Here is a 16,847-nt window from a genome sequence, read left to right as displayed (position 1 = left end):
GTGGATGGGGCATCACGTCGATGGCTCAGGCGTTGTCCCCGCGGAGCGCCCGCACCTGCGCTTCCAGCAGGTCGGCGTTGGTCGTTGCGCCATCCACGGCAGACGCGGCCGCGACGTCGATCGTCGCGCGGAACCGCCGTGGTACGCGCATGCGGCCAAGGCGGCTGTCGCGCCGGCTCCACATGCTGCTCCACATGCCGCGCAGCGCCATCGGCACCACCGGTACGGGACGGCGCTTGAGGATCTTCTCCACGCCACTTTTGAAGGCCGTCATGTTGCCATCCCGGGTCAGCGCACCCTCCGGAAAGATGCACACCAGTTCGCCTTCGGCGAGCGCCGCATCGATCTCGTCGAACGCGCGCTGCATCAGGGCAGGGTCCTCCTTCGCACCGGCAATCGGGATGGTCTTGGCGGTGCGGAAGATCCAGCTCATCACCGGGATGTTGAAGATGCGGTAGTACATCACGAAGCGCACCGGCCGCGGGATGCTGGCCGAAAGAATGAGCGCATCCAGATAGCTGACATGGTTGCAGACGATCAGCGCCGGGCCCTCGTCCGGCACGCTCGCTTCGATGCCGTGCGGACGCAGGCGATACAGCACGCGCACCATCAACCAGCTGAGGAAGCGCATCAGGAACTCGGGCACGATCGTGAAGATGTAGATCGCCACCAGCGCATTGGCGACGCCCAGTGCCAGGAACAGCTGCGGGATCGTGATGCCCGCGGCATGTGCCGCCAGCCCAACGCCCGCCGCGGCGACAATGAAACCCGAGTTCTGGATGTTCAGGGCAGCGAACACACGCGACATCTCCGACTTCGGCGTGCGGCTCTGTATCAGTGCGAACAAGGGCACCACGAAGAAGCCGGTGAACAGGCCGATGCCGAGCAGGTCGATGATGATGCGGGTACTGCCGGCCTGCTGGACGAACTGGATGACGGACAGTCCTTCCGCCGTGGCCTCACCGGCCCGCGCGAAGTACAGGTCGAGCAGGAAGGCGGTCATGCCGAAGGCCCCCAGCGGAACGAGTCCGATCTCCACCCGTCGCCCGGACAGCTTCTCGCAGAGTAGCGAACCGACACCGGTGCCGACGGAGAACAACGCGAGGGCGAAGATGTACAGCGTGGGCTCGCCACCGAGGTTGGTGACCGCATAGGTCGGCAACTGCGACGTCAGCACGGTGCCGACGAACCAGAACCACGACACGCCGAGGATGGCGTTGCGTACGGCCTTCTGCTTCTTCGCCATGCGCAGCACGGCCAACGACTCCGGAAGGGGATTCCAGTTGATCTTCAACGTGGGATCGCCCGCATCTACCTTGGGAATCATCCGCGCGCACAGGTTGCCGCAGACGGCGAGGGCGATCACTGCGGTTGCGGCGACCACCGGGCCGTGGCTGCCGGCAAGGGTGAAGATCAACCCGCCGACGATCATGCCCGTCAGGATCGACATCGACGTGCCCATTTCCACCAGCCCGTTGCCGCCGGTCAGCTCTTCCGGCTTCAACACCGACGGCAGTACCGAATACTTGACCGGACCGAACAGGGTGGATTGCAGGCCCGTACAGAACAGCGCCACCAGCAGCACCGGCATGCTCTGGGTCAGGAAGCCGGCCGCGGCCAGCGTCATGATCACGATCTCCATGGTGGTGGTGATCACGATCAGGCGGGATTTCTCCAGCTTGTCCGCGATCTGCCCGGCCAGCGCAGAGAACAGGAAGTACGGCAGGATGAAGATGGCCGGCGCCAGCGTGGTGTACAGCGAGCGTTCGTCGGCAGACACGCCGAGATAGAACAGCAGGCCGATGATGGCCTGGCGGTACACGTTGTCATTGAATGCGCCGAGCGACTGCACGATGAAGAACGGCAGGAAGCGGCGCTGACGGAGCAGGTTGAACTGGCTGTGGCCTGACATGGAAACTCCCTTCGGACCGGCGGAAGCCTAGCATCCGGCGCGTAACGGATGCTTGCCTGCGGCGGGTTGGACGAAGGCAAGTGCAACGTCAACGTCAGCGGCTACAGGGCTGCGTGCCGGCGGGGCGGGGTGGGTTGACGGGGGACGGCAAGGGCCGCATCCATGCGGGCCTCGTTTCGTGCCATCCATGGCACTCAACGCCCCCGCCAACCCACCCCGCCCCACCCTCGACAGGTTCATGGCGGCTCTGGGTTTACATCGGTAGCGCCGACCCATGGTCGGCGAGCGCAGCGGGCCGTTGGCGGAAACATTCCGCCGAGCACGGCTCGGCGCTACCGATGACGGTATCCCGTCGGGTGGAGGGAGCCCCTGAGTCAGGGGCGGGGTGTGGGTGCTGGTGAGACGGGGCCCACGGTTTGCGCAGCAAAGCGTGGGAGCGGCAGCGCGAATGCGATGACGTGGACCCCGCATGGATGCGGCCCTTGCCGTCCCCCGCTCAGTCCCATCGCCCGGCCCAAACCCAGCGGCAGCACCATCAGCCAGCCGCGAGGGGCCCGACCCGTTCGCCGATCACGACCGCACCGGCACCCGCACCGCCTCGTTCGCCGCCGCCCGCAGCTTCGGCAGCAATCGCAACGCCAACGCCACCTGCGTGCGGATCAGCTGCAGCTTCGGCGGCATCGCATCGTCGAACTGCTCCAGCTGCTCGGCAATGGCGCGGTCGTTTTCATTGTCTGCATCGCCGATCTGCTCGCGCTCTGCCAATGCATGCGCCAACTGCTGCAACCCCTGTTGCACCCGCTCACCGGCGGACAACGCCAGCGGATCCTGGGCGAAGCTGTCGACCTGATCGCGATGTGCACCCAAGGCCGAAAGATGCCCGAGCAGCGTGTTGGACAGGGCAAGGAACCGGAAACTCGCATCCAGATTGCGGCGGACATGGCCGGGCTCGCGCAGCATGTTGGACAGCGCCGTGGACAGGGCCGCATCCGCGTTGTGCATGTCGCGGCGTGCGATGCGGTAGGCAAGGTCATCGCGCATGCCGCTGCGGTACTGGCCCAGCACGGCCTCCAGATAGCGCGCAGCACTGTCCAGGACGCGCGCCAGCACCTTGTTGAGCTGGCGCCCCTGCCAGTCGGGCAGGATCAGGAACGCGGCGGCTGCGGCAATGGCGCAGCCCAGCACCGTATCGACCATGCGCGGCACGATCAGCAGGAAGCCGTCACCGATCAGGTTGAAGCAGGTCAGGGCCATCACCGTGATCGCACCGGAGGCCATCAGGTAGCGGTCGGTACGGGTGAAGAAGAACAACAGGGCGGACAGCAGCGCGATCAGCAGTTGGCTGTGCAGGTCCTGGAACAGCTGCAGCAGGGCCCACGTCAGCACCAGGCCGACCAACGTGCCGGCGATGCGTTGCGCCAGCCGCTGCCGGGTGGCGCCGAAGTTCGGCCGACAGACGAACACGATGGTCAGCAGCACCCACGATCCGTTCTGGAAGTTGAACAGGGAAATCGCGGCGAAGCCGACGATCAGCGCGATCGCCATGCGCAGACCATGGCGGAACAGCACCGAGCCGGGCGTCAGCTGCTGGCGCAGCCGCGTGCCCATTTCGCGCAGCGTGTGGGGGTTGTTGTCGCGCAGGCGGGTGTCGACGTTATCCAGGGTGGCGTCGGAGTTTTCGGCATCCAGCAGGCGGCGGCCGATGCTCTGCAGGTTGTTCACCAGCAGGTCCAGCGAGGCCAGCAGGCGGCGCCACTGCGGGCGATCCTGACCACGCAGGAACGCCAGCGAATCCACCAGATCGCGCGCCGCCTGTTGGTTGCTGTCGCCGTACACGAAGGGCCGGCGGACGCGGATCGCTTCGCCCAGTCGCGCGCAGGCTTGCCCCTGCAGGTCCAGCAGGCGCTGGCAGCGGTACAGCACATCACTGTGGAAAAACGCATCCACCAGCGCGCCGTAGGGGTAGTGCGATGAACTGGCGCGCTCGTGGAAATCCTGCGCGGTGTAGTACAGCCGCAGATACAGGCCGGAGTTCACCGCCGGCCGGCCGGAGCGTCCGAAGCGGGCCAGGATCGCGGTCTTGGCGACGTTCAATGCGTCCACCACGCGGCGGTTCTGTTCGGCCAGCGCCAGCTGACGCCGTTGCAGGTCAGCCTCGCGTACCGGTTCAAACAGCGTGGCCTTCAACTGCAGGTAACGCCCCAGTTCCACGTACAGACGGGCCACGCGTTCGCGCACCGGACGGTTGGCGAACAGTGCCGTCCACAGGATCGACAGCAGGCCGTACCACGTGGCGCCTGCGAGCAGATGGCTGACGGCCTCCAATGACGTGCGCCAGTCCTGCGCACCGTGGTGCTCGAGCCCGATCATCGTGTAGATGGCCAGCGTCACGGTCGCTTGCGCGATCGACGCATAGCGCTCACCGAGGCCACCCAGCAGGGTCAGCCCGAAGGTGGACAGGGCCAGCGCGCTGATGAACAGCCACGGTACCGGGAACAACCAGACCACCGCTGCGGCGGCCAGGCAGAAGCACAGCAGTGACAGCACGACAGCCTTGGTGCGGCCCCACGCATTGTCATCCGTCTCCGCGATCGCACTGGCGATGATGCCCAGAAACACCCCGGGCAACGCCGTGAGCGCATCGAAATGCCAGCACACCGCCATCGCCGCGGTCAGGGCGATGAACACCCGCAGGCCATAACTGGCCTTCTCGTGCGCCCACAGGCGGCTCAGACGGGATTCTCGGGCAGGCATGCGGACCCAGCAACAGAAGCAGCCTCCATTATCGTGAAAAAAGGGGACGGAGGGGATTAAGTCGCATTCGGCCGCCTATGGTCGAATGCGACTTAATCCCCTCCGTCCCCTTTTTTCACGCACGGGCGGCGCGTTTGAGCTGCTTCTTCTCGTGGCGGCGGGTGCGCCAGCTGCGCCAGCGTTCGGCCAGGCACGAGAAGATCACGTACAGCGCCGGGGTGCTGAGCAGGGTCAGGCTCTGCGAGAACAGCAGGCCGCCGATCATGGCAATGCCCAGGGGGCGACGCAGTTCGGAGCCTTCGCCGATGCCGATCGCCAGCGGTACCGCGGCCAGGATCGCCACCATGCTGGTCATCATGATCGGGCGGAAACGCACGATGCTGGCTTCGCGGGCAGCTTCCAGCGCACTTTTGCCGTGCTCGCGCTGCGCGACGACGGCGAAGTCGATCATCATGATCGCGTTCTTCTTGACGATACCGATCAGCAACACCAGCGCGATCATCGAGATCACCGACAGTTCGGTGTTGGTGCCATACAACGCCAGCAATGCGCCCACCCCCGCAGCGGGCAGGGTGGACAGGATCGTCACCGGGTGGATCAGGCTTTCGTACAGCATGCCCAGCACCAGGTACACCGTCAGGATGGCGGCGATCACCAGCACCAGCATTTCCATCGGGTCCGAATCAAAGCTGAAACCGCCGCCTTCGGCCAACCGGATGTCACCGGGCATGCGCATGCCCGCAACAGTGCTGTCGATGATTGCCTTCGCCTCGCCCATGCTGGTACCGGGCGCCAGGTTGTAGCTCAGCTCCATCGTGGTGTACTGGTTTTCATGGGTGATCTGCGAAGGCGCCAGCCCTGGTACCTGCTCGGCTACCGCGGTGATCGGCACCATCTGGCCATTGCCTGCGCGCACATAGACCTGGTCCAGCGCACCCGGGGTTGCCGTCTGTTCCGGCAGGGCGTTGACCACCACGCTGTACTGGTTGATGTCCGAGTAGATCGTGGAGATCTGGCGCTGGCCGAACGCGCCGTACAGCGCGCCGTCGATGTCGCCCACCGAAATGCCCAGGCGTGCCGCCTTGGCGCGGTCGATCACGATGTTCTGGCGCAGGCCCGCCTCGTCCACGTCGGTGCCGACGTCGGCCAGCTTGGGGTTCTTCTTCAGCACGGCCTGCAGCTTGGGCAGCCATTCCTGCAGTTGCGCCAGATCGTTGCCCTGCAGCGACACGCGGTACTGCGCGCCCTGGCTTGAACCACCGCCGTCGCCGCTGGGCAGATCCTGGATCGCACGCAGGCGCAGCTGCAGGTCCGGGTAGCGGTCGGCCTTGGCGCTGAGCCGTGCCAACGCCTGCGCGGTGGTCTCGCGGCGTCCGTCCTTGCGGGCCTTCAGCTCGATGTTGAACTGCGCGCTTGAGCCTTGCCGGCCACTGCCCAGGCGCACGCCGACGGTCTTCACCGCCGGGTCGGCCATCAGCATGTCGGTGATGCGGCGCTGACGGTTGACCATGTCTTCGAACGACACCGTCGCGCTGGAGTTCGCGCGGCCCCAGATCAAGCCGGTGTCCTGCGCCGGGAATGCGCCCTTCTTCACCGCACCGAACAGGAACACCGTCGCGGCGATCAACAGCAGGGGGGTGAGCGACAGCAGCAGGGCGTGGCGCAGCGAGAAATCCAGCATGCGGGTGTAGATCCGCAGCATGCGGTCGTGCCCGGCATCCAGCCAGCGGCCGAAGCGGCTCGGCGTGCCGGCATCCGCGTGCGGATCGAGGAAGCGGCTGCACAGGGCGGGCGTCAAGGTGAGCGAGATGATCATCGACACCACGATGGCCGCCACCAGGGTGACGGTGAACTCGCGGAAGAACGCGCCCATCATGCCCTTGGCGAACAGCAGGGGAATGAACACCGCCACCAGCGAGGCGGTGATCGAGACGATGGTGAAGCCGATCTCGCGTGCACCGGTGAAGGCGGCCTGCATGCGCGGCATGCCCTCGTCCAGGTGGCGCATGATGTTCTCGATCACCACGATCGCATCATCGACCACGAAGCCGATGGCGATCACCAGCGCCAGCAGGCTCAGGTTGTTCAAGGTGAAGCCGAGCGCGTACATCACCAGCGCCGCACCGGCCAGTGACAACGGCACGGTGACAGCGGCGATCAGGGTCGGGGCCAGCCGGCGCAGGAACAACGCCATCGTCAACACCACCATCGCCAGCGCGATCAGCAGGGTGATCTGCACTTCATGCAGCGACCCGCGGATGGTCGGCGTGCGGTCGAAGTACGGGGTGAGCGTGGTGCCCGGCTGCAGGTAATCGCGCAGCGTGGGGATCTGCTCCTTTACCCGGTCCACGGTCTCCACGATGTTCGCCCCTGCACGGGTGAACACATACATCACCACGGCGGGTTTGTGGTTGAACCACGCGGCCTGGTACGCATCCTGCTGGCCGTCGTACACAGTGGCGACATCCTGCAGGCGGATCACCCGGCCGTCTTCGCCGGTCTTGATGATCAGATTGGCGAAGTCGGCGGCGCGTGCCACCGAATCGTTGGCGATGATCGCGGTGGTGGTGTTGCCGTCGCTCAGGAAGCCGGTGGGCGAGGTGACATTGGCAGCGCGCACGGCGTTGCGCAGGTCATCGGCCGTCAGCCCGAGGGCGTTCATCTGGCGAAGGTTGACGTCCACGCGCACCGCAGGCGTGGAGGCACCGGCGATATCCACCGACGACACGCCGGTGATCTGCCGGATGCGTTGCGCCAGCAGGGAGTCGGCGACGTTGTAGAGATCGTCGGCGGACTGGGTTTCAGAGGTCAACGCAATGGCGATGACCGGATCGTCGTTCGGGTTGGCCTTGGAGAACATCGGCGAACCCAGCCCGGACGGCAGGTCGGCCTGCGCTGAATTGATGGCGGTCTGCACATCCAGCGCGGCCGAATCGATGTCGACGTCGCTCTGGAAAATCATGAACACCAGTGAGCTGCCTTCCGAGCTCGACGAGCGCATGCGGTCGATGCCCGGCAACTGGCCCAGGTGGCGTTCCAGCGGTGCGGTGACCGTGGACGCCATGGTCGACGCATCGGCGCCGGCCTGGTTGGCGTGCACGAAAATCACCGGGATCTGGATGTTCGGCAGCGCCGACACACCCAGCTTCAGGTAGCAGATCAGGCCGATGATGAACAAGCCGATCGCCAGCAGGGCCGTGCCGATCGGACGCCGGATGAAGGGGCCGGAGATGTTCAACGTGCGGCTCCCGCCGTGCGCGTCGTTGCACTCACGCCTGCGGCTCCTGCGCCGGGGGATGGCGATCGCCACGACGCAGTGCGCGCTGCTCGCGACGCCGTGCGGTCCAGTCGGAGAACCGTTCCATGTAGAGGTAGATCACCGGCGTGGTGTACAGGGTCACCAGCTGCGACAGCAGCAGGCCGCCGACGATGGCGATACCCAGCGGACGACGCAGCTCCGAACCGATGCCGGTACCCAGCGCGAGGGGCAAGGCGCCGAGCATGGCGGCAGCGGTGGTCATCATGATCGGGCGGAAGCGCAGCAGGCACGCCCGACGGATCGCCTCATGCGCGTTGGCGCCGGTGCGACGCGCCTCGATGGCGAAGTCGACCATCATGATGCCGTTCTTCTTGACGATGCCGATCAGCAGCACGATGCCGACGATGCCGTCCACCGACAGGCTGAGGCCGCTCAGCATCAGGGCGAGCAGCGCGCCCACGCCCGCCGGGGGCAGGGTGGAGATGATGGTGATGGGGTGGATGTAGCTTTCATACAGCACGCCCAGCACGATGTAGATCACGACCAGCGACGCCAGCAGCAACCACACCACGTCGGTCTGGCTGCCGGTGAACTCCGCGGCCTTGCCGATGAACTGTGCATGCACCTGCGAGGGCAACTTCAGTTCGGCCTGGGTTTCTTCAATGGCCTTCACTGCGGCGGACAGCGAGTACCCGCTGGCCACGTTGAACGAGATGGTGACCGCCGGCAGCTGCTGCTGGTGGCTGACCAGCAACGGGGCACTGGTGACCTTGCTGTCGGCCAGCGCGGACAGCGGAATGATGCCGCCGCCGCCCACGGTGATGCCGGTGTTCTGGTTGCCGATGCCGGTGGCCGTGGACGAATTGGACGAGGTGACCTGGCCGAAGCTGGTGGCGTTGGTGCCAGTCAGTGCACCGGTGCCATTGGACGCGACGGCCAGCTGTTCCATCAGGGCGGTGCTGGTACGGAACTCCGGCGCGACTTCCAGCACCACGCGGTACTGGTTGAGCTCGGTGAAGATGGTGGAGATCTGGCGCTGGCCGAACGCATCGTAAAGCGTGTCGTCGATGGTCTGCATCGGCACGCCGAGCACGCTGGCCTTGTCGCGGTCGATGGTCAGCTCCAGCGCGCGCCCCTGGTTGGACAGGTTGTTGTCCACGTCGGCCAGCTCGGGCCGTTTGCGCAGCGCTTCAGTCATCCGCAGCGCATGGGCCGCCACTTCGTCGGCCTGTACGTCCGACAGCACGAACTGGTAATCGGTCGCCGCGACGCGGGTATCCAGGGTCACGTCCTGCACGGGCTTCAGGTACAGCGCGATGCCGGGAATGTTCTTCACCGCGTCCTGCAGGCGCGGCAGGATCACCGCCATGCCATCGCGCTCACCCCGTTCCTTCAGCACGATCGACAGCTGGCCCTGGTTGAGCGTGGGGTTCATCGAGCCGGCGCCGATGAAGGCCGATACACCGGTCACGTCCGGATCCTGGCGCAGCGCCTCGGCCACGGCCTTGGTGCGCTGTTCCATCTGCGGGAAGGCGACGTTCTGGTCGGCCTGCACCACGGCGGTGATCATGCCAGTGTCCTGGTCAGGCAACAGACCCTTCGGGATCAGGATGTACAGCACCACCGTCAACACCAGTGCCGCGCCGGCCACTGCCAGGGTGATCGGCTGGTGGGCCAGCACCCAGTCCAGGCTGCGCTCGTACAGGCCCACGGTGCGGGACCATACGTTCTGCTTGCCGGCCGCGGCCGCGCGTTCGTGCGCGTCTTCGCCTTCCGGCAGTTCGTCCGGCTTGAGCAGGTAGGCGCACATCATCGGGGTCAGGGTCAGCGAGATCAGCATCGACAGCGTGACCGCGATGCTCAGCACCCAGGCGAACTCATGGAACAACCGGCCGGTGACGCCGGGCATCAGCAGCAGCGGCAGGAACACCGCGACCAGCGACACGGTCAGCGACAGCACGGTGAAGCCGATCTGGCGCGCGCCGATCTCTGCGGCTTCCTTGCCACTCTTGCCCTGCTCGATGTAGCGGACGATGTTCTCGATCATCACGATCGCATCGTCCACGACGAAGCCGGTGGCCACCACGAGGGCCATCAGCGAAAGGTTGTCCAGCGACATGCCGGCGAAGGCCATCACCGCGAAGGTGCCGGCAAGCGACAGCGGTACCGCGACCGAGGGAATGATCGTGGCCCACAGGCGGCGCAGGAACAGGAAGATCACCGCGACCACCAGGCCGATGGTCAGGATCAGGGTGAACTGCACCTCATGCACCGACGCACGGATGGTTTCAGTGCGGTCGGAGAAGATCTCCAGGTGTACGTCGGCGGGCAGCACGCCCTGCAGCTGCGGCAGCAGCGCACGCACGCGTTCGACGGTCTGCACGATGTTCGCGCCGGGTTGGCGCCTCACTTCCAGCAGCACCGCTGGCTTGCCGTCGGCCCAGGCCGCCAGCTGGTCGTTCTCTACGCCATCGACCACGTTGGCGACGTCGGACAGGCGCACCGGCGCGCCATTGCGGTAGCTGATGATGGTGTCGCGGTACTCGGCGGCACTGGTCAGCTGGTCGTTGGTGCCGATGCTGTAGGACTGGGTCTTGCCATTGAGCGACCCCTTCGGTGCGCTGACGTTGGCCTGGGTCAGCGCACTGCGCAGGTTCTCCAGGGTCAGTCCCATGTTGGACAGCTGTGCCGGGTTGACCTGGATGCGGACGGCCGGGCGCACGTTGCCGGCGATCGACACCAGGCCGACGCCCTGCACCTGCGACAGGCGCTGGGCGAGGATCGAGTCAGCGTAGTTGTTGACCTCACGCAGCGGGCGCGTATCGGAGGTCAGCTTCAGCGTGACGATGGCCGCATCGGCCGGATTCACCCGGTTGTAGACCGGCTGGTAGGGCAGTGAGGAGGGCAGGGTGGCCTGGCGGATGGCGGCCTGCACGTCCTGCGCGGCGATGTCGATGTCCCGTTCCATCGAGAACTGCAGGATGATCGTGGACAGCCCCGCCGACGAATCGGACGTCATCAGTTCCAGCCCGGAGATCTGCCCGAACTGGCGCTCCAGCGGCGTGGTGACCAGCGACGCCATGGTCGTGGCGTTGGCGCCCGGGTACTGGGTGGTCACCACCAGGCTGGGTGCATCGATCTCCGGCAGTGCCGACACGGGCAGCTGGCGGTAACCGAGGATGCCGAGCAGCAGCAGCCCCGCCATCAGCAATGAGGTGGCGATCGGGCGACGGATGAAAAGGGTCGAAAAGCCCACGGGCAGATCCTTGCTGGGACGTCATGACGATGCCGGCAGAGGTGCCGGCACCGATGAATCAGGCGGGGCCGCGATCAGCGCGGGCCGCCACCGGGACGGCGACCGCCGTTCTGCTGCTGTGCGGCCTTGAGTTCGGCTTCGGTCGGTGCTGCCGGGGTTTCGCCCGGCTTGAGTGCGTTGACCTTGGCACCGGGCTTGAGCCGGAACTGGCCTTCGCTGACCACCCGCTCGCCGCCCTTCAGGCCTTCGGTGACCTGCACATGGCTGTCGCCCACTTCCACGCCGCTGCGCACGGTCTGCATCTTCACCGTGTTGTCCGCCTGCACCACATAGACGTACTCGCCATCAGGCCCGCGCATCACCGCCTGGGTGGGAATGACGATGCCGCCACCGATGGTGCGAAGCTGCAGGCGGACGTTGACGAACTGACCCGGCCACAGGATGTTGTCCTGGTTGGCGAACAGGGCACGCGCGCGGAACGTGCCGCTGTCGCTGCTGATCAGGTTGTCGACCACATCCAGGGTGCCGTCGCCGCTGATCACATGGGCATCGGTGCGATCAAGCGCGGCGATCTGCACGGCACCCGCCTGCTGCGCGGTACGCACGTCACCGAGCTGGCGCTCGGGCAGGTTGAACACCACGTGGATCGGATGGACCTGGGTCAGGGTGACCAGCGCCGTGCCGGCACTGACCACGTTGCCGGCGTCGACGGCGCGGATGCCGGCCACGCCGGTGATCGGGGCGGTGACCTTGGTGTACTGCAGCTGGACCTGCGCGGCGCGCATGCTGGCCTCATTGGCCGCCACGGTACTTTCGAACTGGGCCACCTGGTTGCGCTGCGTATCCAGGTCGGTCTTCGCTACGTACTGCTGATATTCCGGCGCACTGGAGCGCTGGAAATTGGAGCGTGCGGTCGCCAGCTGGGCCTGGTTCTGGCGTTTGGCGGCCGCGGCTTCGTCATAGCTGGCCTGCGCGGTGCGCGGATCGATCACCGCCAGCACGTCGCCCTTCTTCACTTCCTCGCCTTCGCGGAAATTGAGGCTCATCAGTTGGCCGCCGATCTGCGGGCTGACAGTGACGGTGTTCATCGCGCTCACCGTACCGAGGGCACTGGCGTACACCGGCACGTCCTGGCGCTGGGCTTCCACCACGGTCACCGGCACCGGGCCGGTGTCGGCCGGGGGGCCGCCCCGCTCGCCGCGCTCACCCGCCGCAGCGGCGTCGCCGGCAGACGCCTCCTTGCCGCCGCCCATGAAGCGCAGGCCGACGAACACGACCACCAACACTGCCGCCACCAGCAGCACGATCTTCCACAAACGCGACATTCCAATCACTCCTGGGGGCTGGGCCGGGCGAACGCCCGGCTGGCAAGGTGCCAAGCATACCTGTGGGCCGTGTCAGTGCCTGCATGCCAAAAGGGCCGGATGCTCCGACCCTGCCAGGAGCCAAAGGTTCCCGAAAGCGACAGCTTGGCCTACATTCAACCGCAACCCTACCGTGGAGATCCCGATGCCCCGTCGCGCGCTGCTGTCATCCGCCCTGTTGCTGGCCCTGCCGGTGCTCGCCCATGCGCAGTCCGCCGAGCGCCCCGAAGTCGCCGCTGCTGCGCAGAAACTGCAGGCCCAGGTGGTGGAGTGGCGCCGTGATTTCCACGCGCATCCGGAGCTGTCCAACCGCGAAGAGCGGACCTCCGCAGAGGTCGCCAAGCGGCTGCGCGCGATGGGCCTGAAGCCGAAGACCGGCATTGCCCACCACGGCGTGGTGGCGATCATCGAAGGCGGCAAGCCGGGCCCGAAAATCGCCCTGCGTGCCGACATGGATGCGCTGCCGGTCACCGAGCAGACCGGGCTGCCGTTCGCGTCCAAGGCGACCAGCACGTACCGCGGGCAGACCGTCGGGGTGATGCATGCCTGTGGCCACGACGCGCATACCGCGACCCTGCTGGGCGTGGCGGAGGCCCTGGTGGCGATGCGGAAGGACCTGCCGGGCCAGGTGATGCTGATCTTCCAGCCCTCGGAAGAGGGCGCCCCGCCGCCGGAAGAGGGCGGTGCGGCCCTGATGCTGAAAGAAGGCGTGTTCGCCGATTTCAAGCCCGAAGCAATCTTCGGCCTGCACGTGTTCTCCAGCGTGCAGGCGGGCAAGATCGCCGTACGCGGTGGCCCGCTGATGGCGGCCTCCGATCGCTTCGGCATCAAGGTGATCGGCCGCCAGACCCACGGCTCGGCGCCGTGGAACGGGGTGGACCCGATCGTGGCCACGGCTGACCTGATCGGCACCGCGCAGACCATCGTCAGCCGCCGTACGAACCTGGCGCAGCAGCCGGCGGTGGTCACCTTCGGTGCGATCAACGGCGGCATCCGTTACAACATCATCCCGGACGAGGTGGAGATGGTGGGTACCATCCGCACCTTCGACGAGGGCATGCGCCAGCAGATCTTCGCCGACCTGCGCAACGTCGCCGAGCACACCACGGCCGCACATGGCGCCACGGCGGTGACCGAAATCTACGAAGCGGAAGGCAACCCGGCGACAGTGAACGACCCGGCCCTGACCGCCCGCATGCTGCCAAGCCTGCAGGCGGTGGTGGGCGCGGACAACGTGTACGAGCCGCCGCTGCAGATGGGCGCGGAGGACTTCTCGCTGTTCGCCAAGGAAGTACCGGCGATGTTCTTCTTCGTCGGTTCCACCAGCGAAGGGATCGACCCGGCCAAGGCGCCGGCCAACCATTCGCCCAAGTTCCTGCTGGATGAAAAGGCCTTGGACGTCGGGTTGCGCGCGTTGCTGCAGGTGAGCCTGGATTACCTGAACGGTGCGCCAGCCGAGGCCTGAGTGGGTCTGCTGGGGTCCTGCTTTTTGAACCCACAGCAACAGCTGCAGGGCTGCCTGTGGGCGGGACGGGGTGGGTTGGCGGGAATCGCCGTGAATCCGTCCATGGAGGCTCGCCATCCGCATCCATGCGGATGAGCGTTCCCGCCAACCCACCCCGTCCCACCTTCGACAGGTCCATGGCGGTCACGGAAACGTTGGGCATGCCGACGTCGGTAGCGCCGACCCATGGTCGGCGGAGGGTCCCCGCCAAGAGCCCGCTGCGCTCGCCGACCATGGGTCGGCGCTACCGCTTTTCTCTTCTTTATTACGCGGCGGGCGGCCACGGAACTTGTCAGGGGCCGGGCGGTGGGGCGGGGGCGTTGAGTGCCATGGATGGCGGGGCCACGTCATCGCATTCGCGCTGCCGCTCCCACGCTTTGCTTCGCAAACCGCGGGCCCCGTCTCACCAGCACCCACACCCCCGCCGCTTCGCGGCCGCCCCTGACTCAGGGGCTCCCTCCACCCGACGGGTCAACGGGGCCTGCGGTAGCGCCGACCCATGGTCGGCGGAGGGTCCCCGCCAAGAGCCCGCTGCGCTCGCCGACCATGGGTCGGCGCTACCGCTTTTCTTTTTTTATTACGCGGCGGGCGGCCACGGAACCTGTCAGGGGGCCGGGCGGTGGGGCGGAGCGGGGGCGTTGAGTGCCATGGATGGCACGAAACGAGGCCCGCATGGATGCGGCTCTTGCCGTCCCCCGTCCCGCCCCACCGCCCGGCCCCAAGCACGTAATCCGCTTTTCGCAGCAGCCCGCCGCGAGGGGGTCTCACCCGTTCGACCCGCTCATTTACAATGAGCGCCATGAATACCCCCCAGGATTCCAGCCTCGGTCGCGAGGTCAGTTACCCATCGCAGTACGACCCCGGCCTGCTGTTCCCCATCCCCCGCGCGGCGGCACGCGCCGAGATCGGCCTCGACGCGGCGACGCTGCCGTTCGTCGGCCATGACCGCTGGCACGCCTTTGAACTCGGCTGGCTGGATGGCCGGGGCAAACCCTGCGTCGCCGTCGCTACGGTGCAGGTGCCGTGCACCTCGCCCAGCCTGGTGGAATCGAAGTCGTTCAAGCTCTATCTCAATTCACTCAACAGTGCCCGCTTCAATACCGCAGAGGACCTGCGTGCGTGTATCGCCACCGACCTGTCCGCCTGCGCCGGTGCACCGGTAGACGTCCGCTTCGGCCTGCCGCCGCTGCGCGAGGTGCCACTGGGCGACAGCATTGATGGGCTGGACGTGGATATCGACTGCTATGGACCGCCGCGCGCGGATTATCTGCTGGCCGATGCGTCACAGGTGGTCGAGGAAACCCTGGTGTCGGCACTGCTGAAGTCCAACTGCCCCGTCACCGGCCAACCCGACTGGGCGACGGTGAGCGTGCGCTATCACGGGCCGAAGATCGACCGCAGCGGCCTGCTCCGCTATCTGGTCAGCTACCGCGAGCATGCCGAATTCCACGAACAGTGCGTGGAGCGGATCTTCAGCGAGGTCAGCCAGCGCTGCGACCCGCAGTGGCTGGAAGTGGAAGCACGCTACACCCGCCGCGGCGGCCTGGACATCAATCCGTGGCGGGCCAGCCACGGCATCGCGACGCCGGCAACGACCTACCGGGAGCAGCGCCAGTAACGGCGCATGCCTCCGGGCGGCACAGGCTTCACGCGAAAACCATCCCTATTTAACAACCTGTGTGCGAACGTGCTTGCCACGTAGTCATGCAGACGGGAGTGTGTTGATGAGTACCGAGAAGAAAGCCGATTTCTCCGGTGTCAGCGCCAAGGTGGACAGCACGGCAGACCAAGTCCCGAAGGCCGATTTCTCCGGCGTTTCGTCCTCTGTCGACAGCACCGCCGAGGTCGTGGGTGGCACTTACACCGTCGCGGCAGGCGACACGCTGTCGAAGATCGCGAAAGACCATCTGGGCAGCGCGAACGCTTGGAACAAGATCTATGAAGCAAACCGTGACCAGCTTGATGACCCGGACAAGATCAAGCCGGGCCAGGTACTGAAGTTGCCGCCGAAGTAAAACGACATTCCGCGTTATCGCCGTACCCCTTGGAGGAAACCCTATGACCTGTACCCACACGCTTCGTAATGGCCTGCTTGTCGCACTGCTTGGCAGCGTCGCCTTGGTTGGCTGCAAGAAGAACGAGCCTGCAGTCGATACCACCGCCACCCCGGCGGCCGAAACCGCACCCGCTACCGCACCGGCCCCGATGACCGGCGCACCGCCGCCGATGGCCGAAGCGGCTTCGGTGAATGTTGCTTCGGTAACTGTTGGCAAAACGGCTGCGGCGGATAAATCCGTTGCAACTGCAGCGCTGTTCGCACCCAAAGACGAGATCATCGTCTCGGTTCGTACCGACGGAACCGCGAACAATGCCAACGTGGGCGCCAAGCTGACCTTCCAGGATGGTCAGGTGGCCGGTGAGCAGAGCGCAACGCTGAACACCAGCGGCGCCGAGACCACCAACATCAGCTTCAAGAACGCCAATGGTTGGCCGGCCGGCAAGTACCGTGCGGAAGTCATGGTGGACGGCAAGGCGGCAGGTACCCCGCAGGAGTTCGAGGTCAAGTAAGTCCACGCATTACCGACTCTCTCCCGGTAGTGGACTCACGATGGACGCAGCCGCGAGGCTGCGTCTTTTTTTTTGCCCGACCGGCGCCCTGTCGTCGGCAGGGCCGAGCGCGCGGCGTGGCGCTGCGCGATGGCTGGAAGCCATTGGTCAGCGCCTCTACTAGCATCGTCATCCACATCTGGCACGGATGGCGATCAAGCCGCTTGTAGCAATGGTTGCAAAACCCACCC

9 protein-coding genes are annotated in these 16,847 nt (G+C 66.1%); 4 read left to right on the top strand and 5 right to left on the bottom strand.

What is annotated here, in order from left to right; translation table 11 throughout:
- Positions 1 to 25 precede the first annotated feature (25 nt).
- The 5 genes from IFT58_RS07175 to IFT58_RS07155 all read right to left on the bottom strand — a co-directional run bounded on the left by IFT58_RS07175 (position 26) and on the right by IFT58_RS07155 (position 12,506).
- Complete coding sequence (locus IFT58_RS07175) at positions 26 to 1,912, bottom strand: MFS transporter (RefSeq protein ID WP_192082516.1); 1,887 nt, start codon at positions 1,910 to 1,912, stop codon at positions 26 to 28.
- A 570-nt stretch (positions 1,913 to 2,482) separates the two neighbouring features.
- Positions 2,483 to 4,666 (bottom strand): YccS family putative transporter, encoded by a 2,184-nt coding sequence (yccS, locus tag IFT58_RS07170; protein ID WP_192094322.1) that lies wholly within the window; start codon positions 4,664 to 4,666, stop codon positions 2,483 to 2,485.
- Between the two features lie 115 nt (positions 4,667 to 4,781).
- Positions 4,782 to 7,904, bottom strand: coding sequence for an efflux RND transporter permease subunit (locus tag IFT58_RS07165; RefSeq protein WP_192094321.1), 3,123 nt, complete (start codon positions 7,902 to 7,904; stop codon positions 4,782 to 4,784).
- A gap of 31 nt (positions 7,905 to 7,935) precedes the next feature.
- The gene (locus IFT58_RS07160; RefSeq protein ID WP_192094320.1) at positions 7,936 to 11,181 is read right to left on the bottom strand and encodes an efflux RND transporter permease subunit; all 3,246 of its coding nucleotides are present in this window, start codon (positions 11,179 to 11,181) and stop codon (positions 7,936 to 7,938) included.
- Positions 11,182 to 11,255: 74 nt separating this feature from the next.
- The gene (locus tag IFT58_RS07155; RefSeq protein WP_192094319.1) at positions 11,256 to 12,506 is read right to left on the bottom strand and encodes an efflux RND transporter periplasmic adaptor subunit; all 1,251 of its coding nucleotides are present in this window, start codon (positions 12,504 to 12,506) and stop codon (positions 11,256 to 11,258) included.
- Positions 12,507 to 12,690: 184 nt separating this feature from the next.
- On the opposite strand from IFT58_RS07155, the gene IFT58_RS07150 reads away from it, so the two are divergent.
- The 4 genes from IFT58_RS07150 (at position 12,691) to IFT58_RS07135 (ending at position 16,617) form a co-directional block, all read left to right on the top strand.
- Positions 12,691 to 14,010, top strand: a complete 1,320-nt coding sequence (locus IFT58_RS07150) for a M20 family metallopeptidase (RefSeq protein ID WP_192082509.1) — start codon at positions 12,691 to 12,693, stop codon at positions 14,008 to 14,010.
- Positions 14,011 to 14,848: 838 nt separating this feature from the next.
- Positions 14,849 to 15,667 (top strand): NADPH-dependent 7-cyano-7-deazaguanine reductase QueF, encoded by an 819-nt coding sequence (queF, locus tag IFT58_RS07145; RefSeq protein WP_192094318.1) that lies wholly within the window; start codon positions 14,849 to 14,851, stop codon positions 15,665 to 15,667.
- A gap of 106 nt (positions 15,668 to 15,773) precedes the next feature.
- Positions 15,774 to 16,064: a LysM peptidoglycan-binding domain-containing protein gene (locus IFT58_RS07140; protein ID WP_192094317.1), complete on the top strand. Its 291-nt coding sequence runs from the start codon at positions 15,774 to 15,776 to the stop codon at positions 16,062 to 16,064.
- Positions 16,065 to 16,107: 43 nt separating this feature from the next.
- The gene (locus tag IFT58_RS07135; RefSeq protein WP_192094316.1) at positions 16,108 to 16,617 is read left to right on the top strand and encodes a hypothetical protein; all 510 of its coding nucleotides are present in this window, start codon (positions 16,108 to 16,110) and stop codon (positions 16,615 to 16,617) included.
- Positions 16,618 to 16,847: the final 230 nt, after the last annotated feature.

This window comes from Stenotrophomonas sp. CFBP 13718, assembly GCF_014842145.1.
Lineage (GTDB): Bacteria > Pseudomonadota > Gammaproteobacteria > Xanthomonadales > Xanthomonadaceae > Stenotrophomonas.
This window is presented reverse-complemented; position numbering and strand designations above follow the sequence as displayed.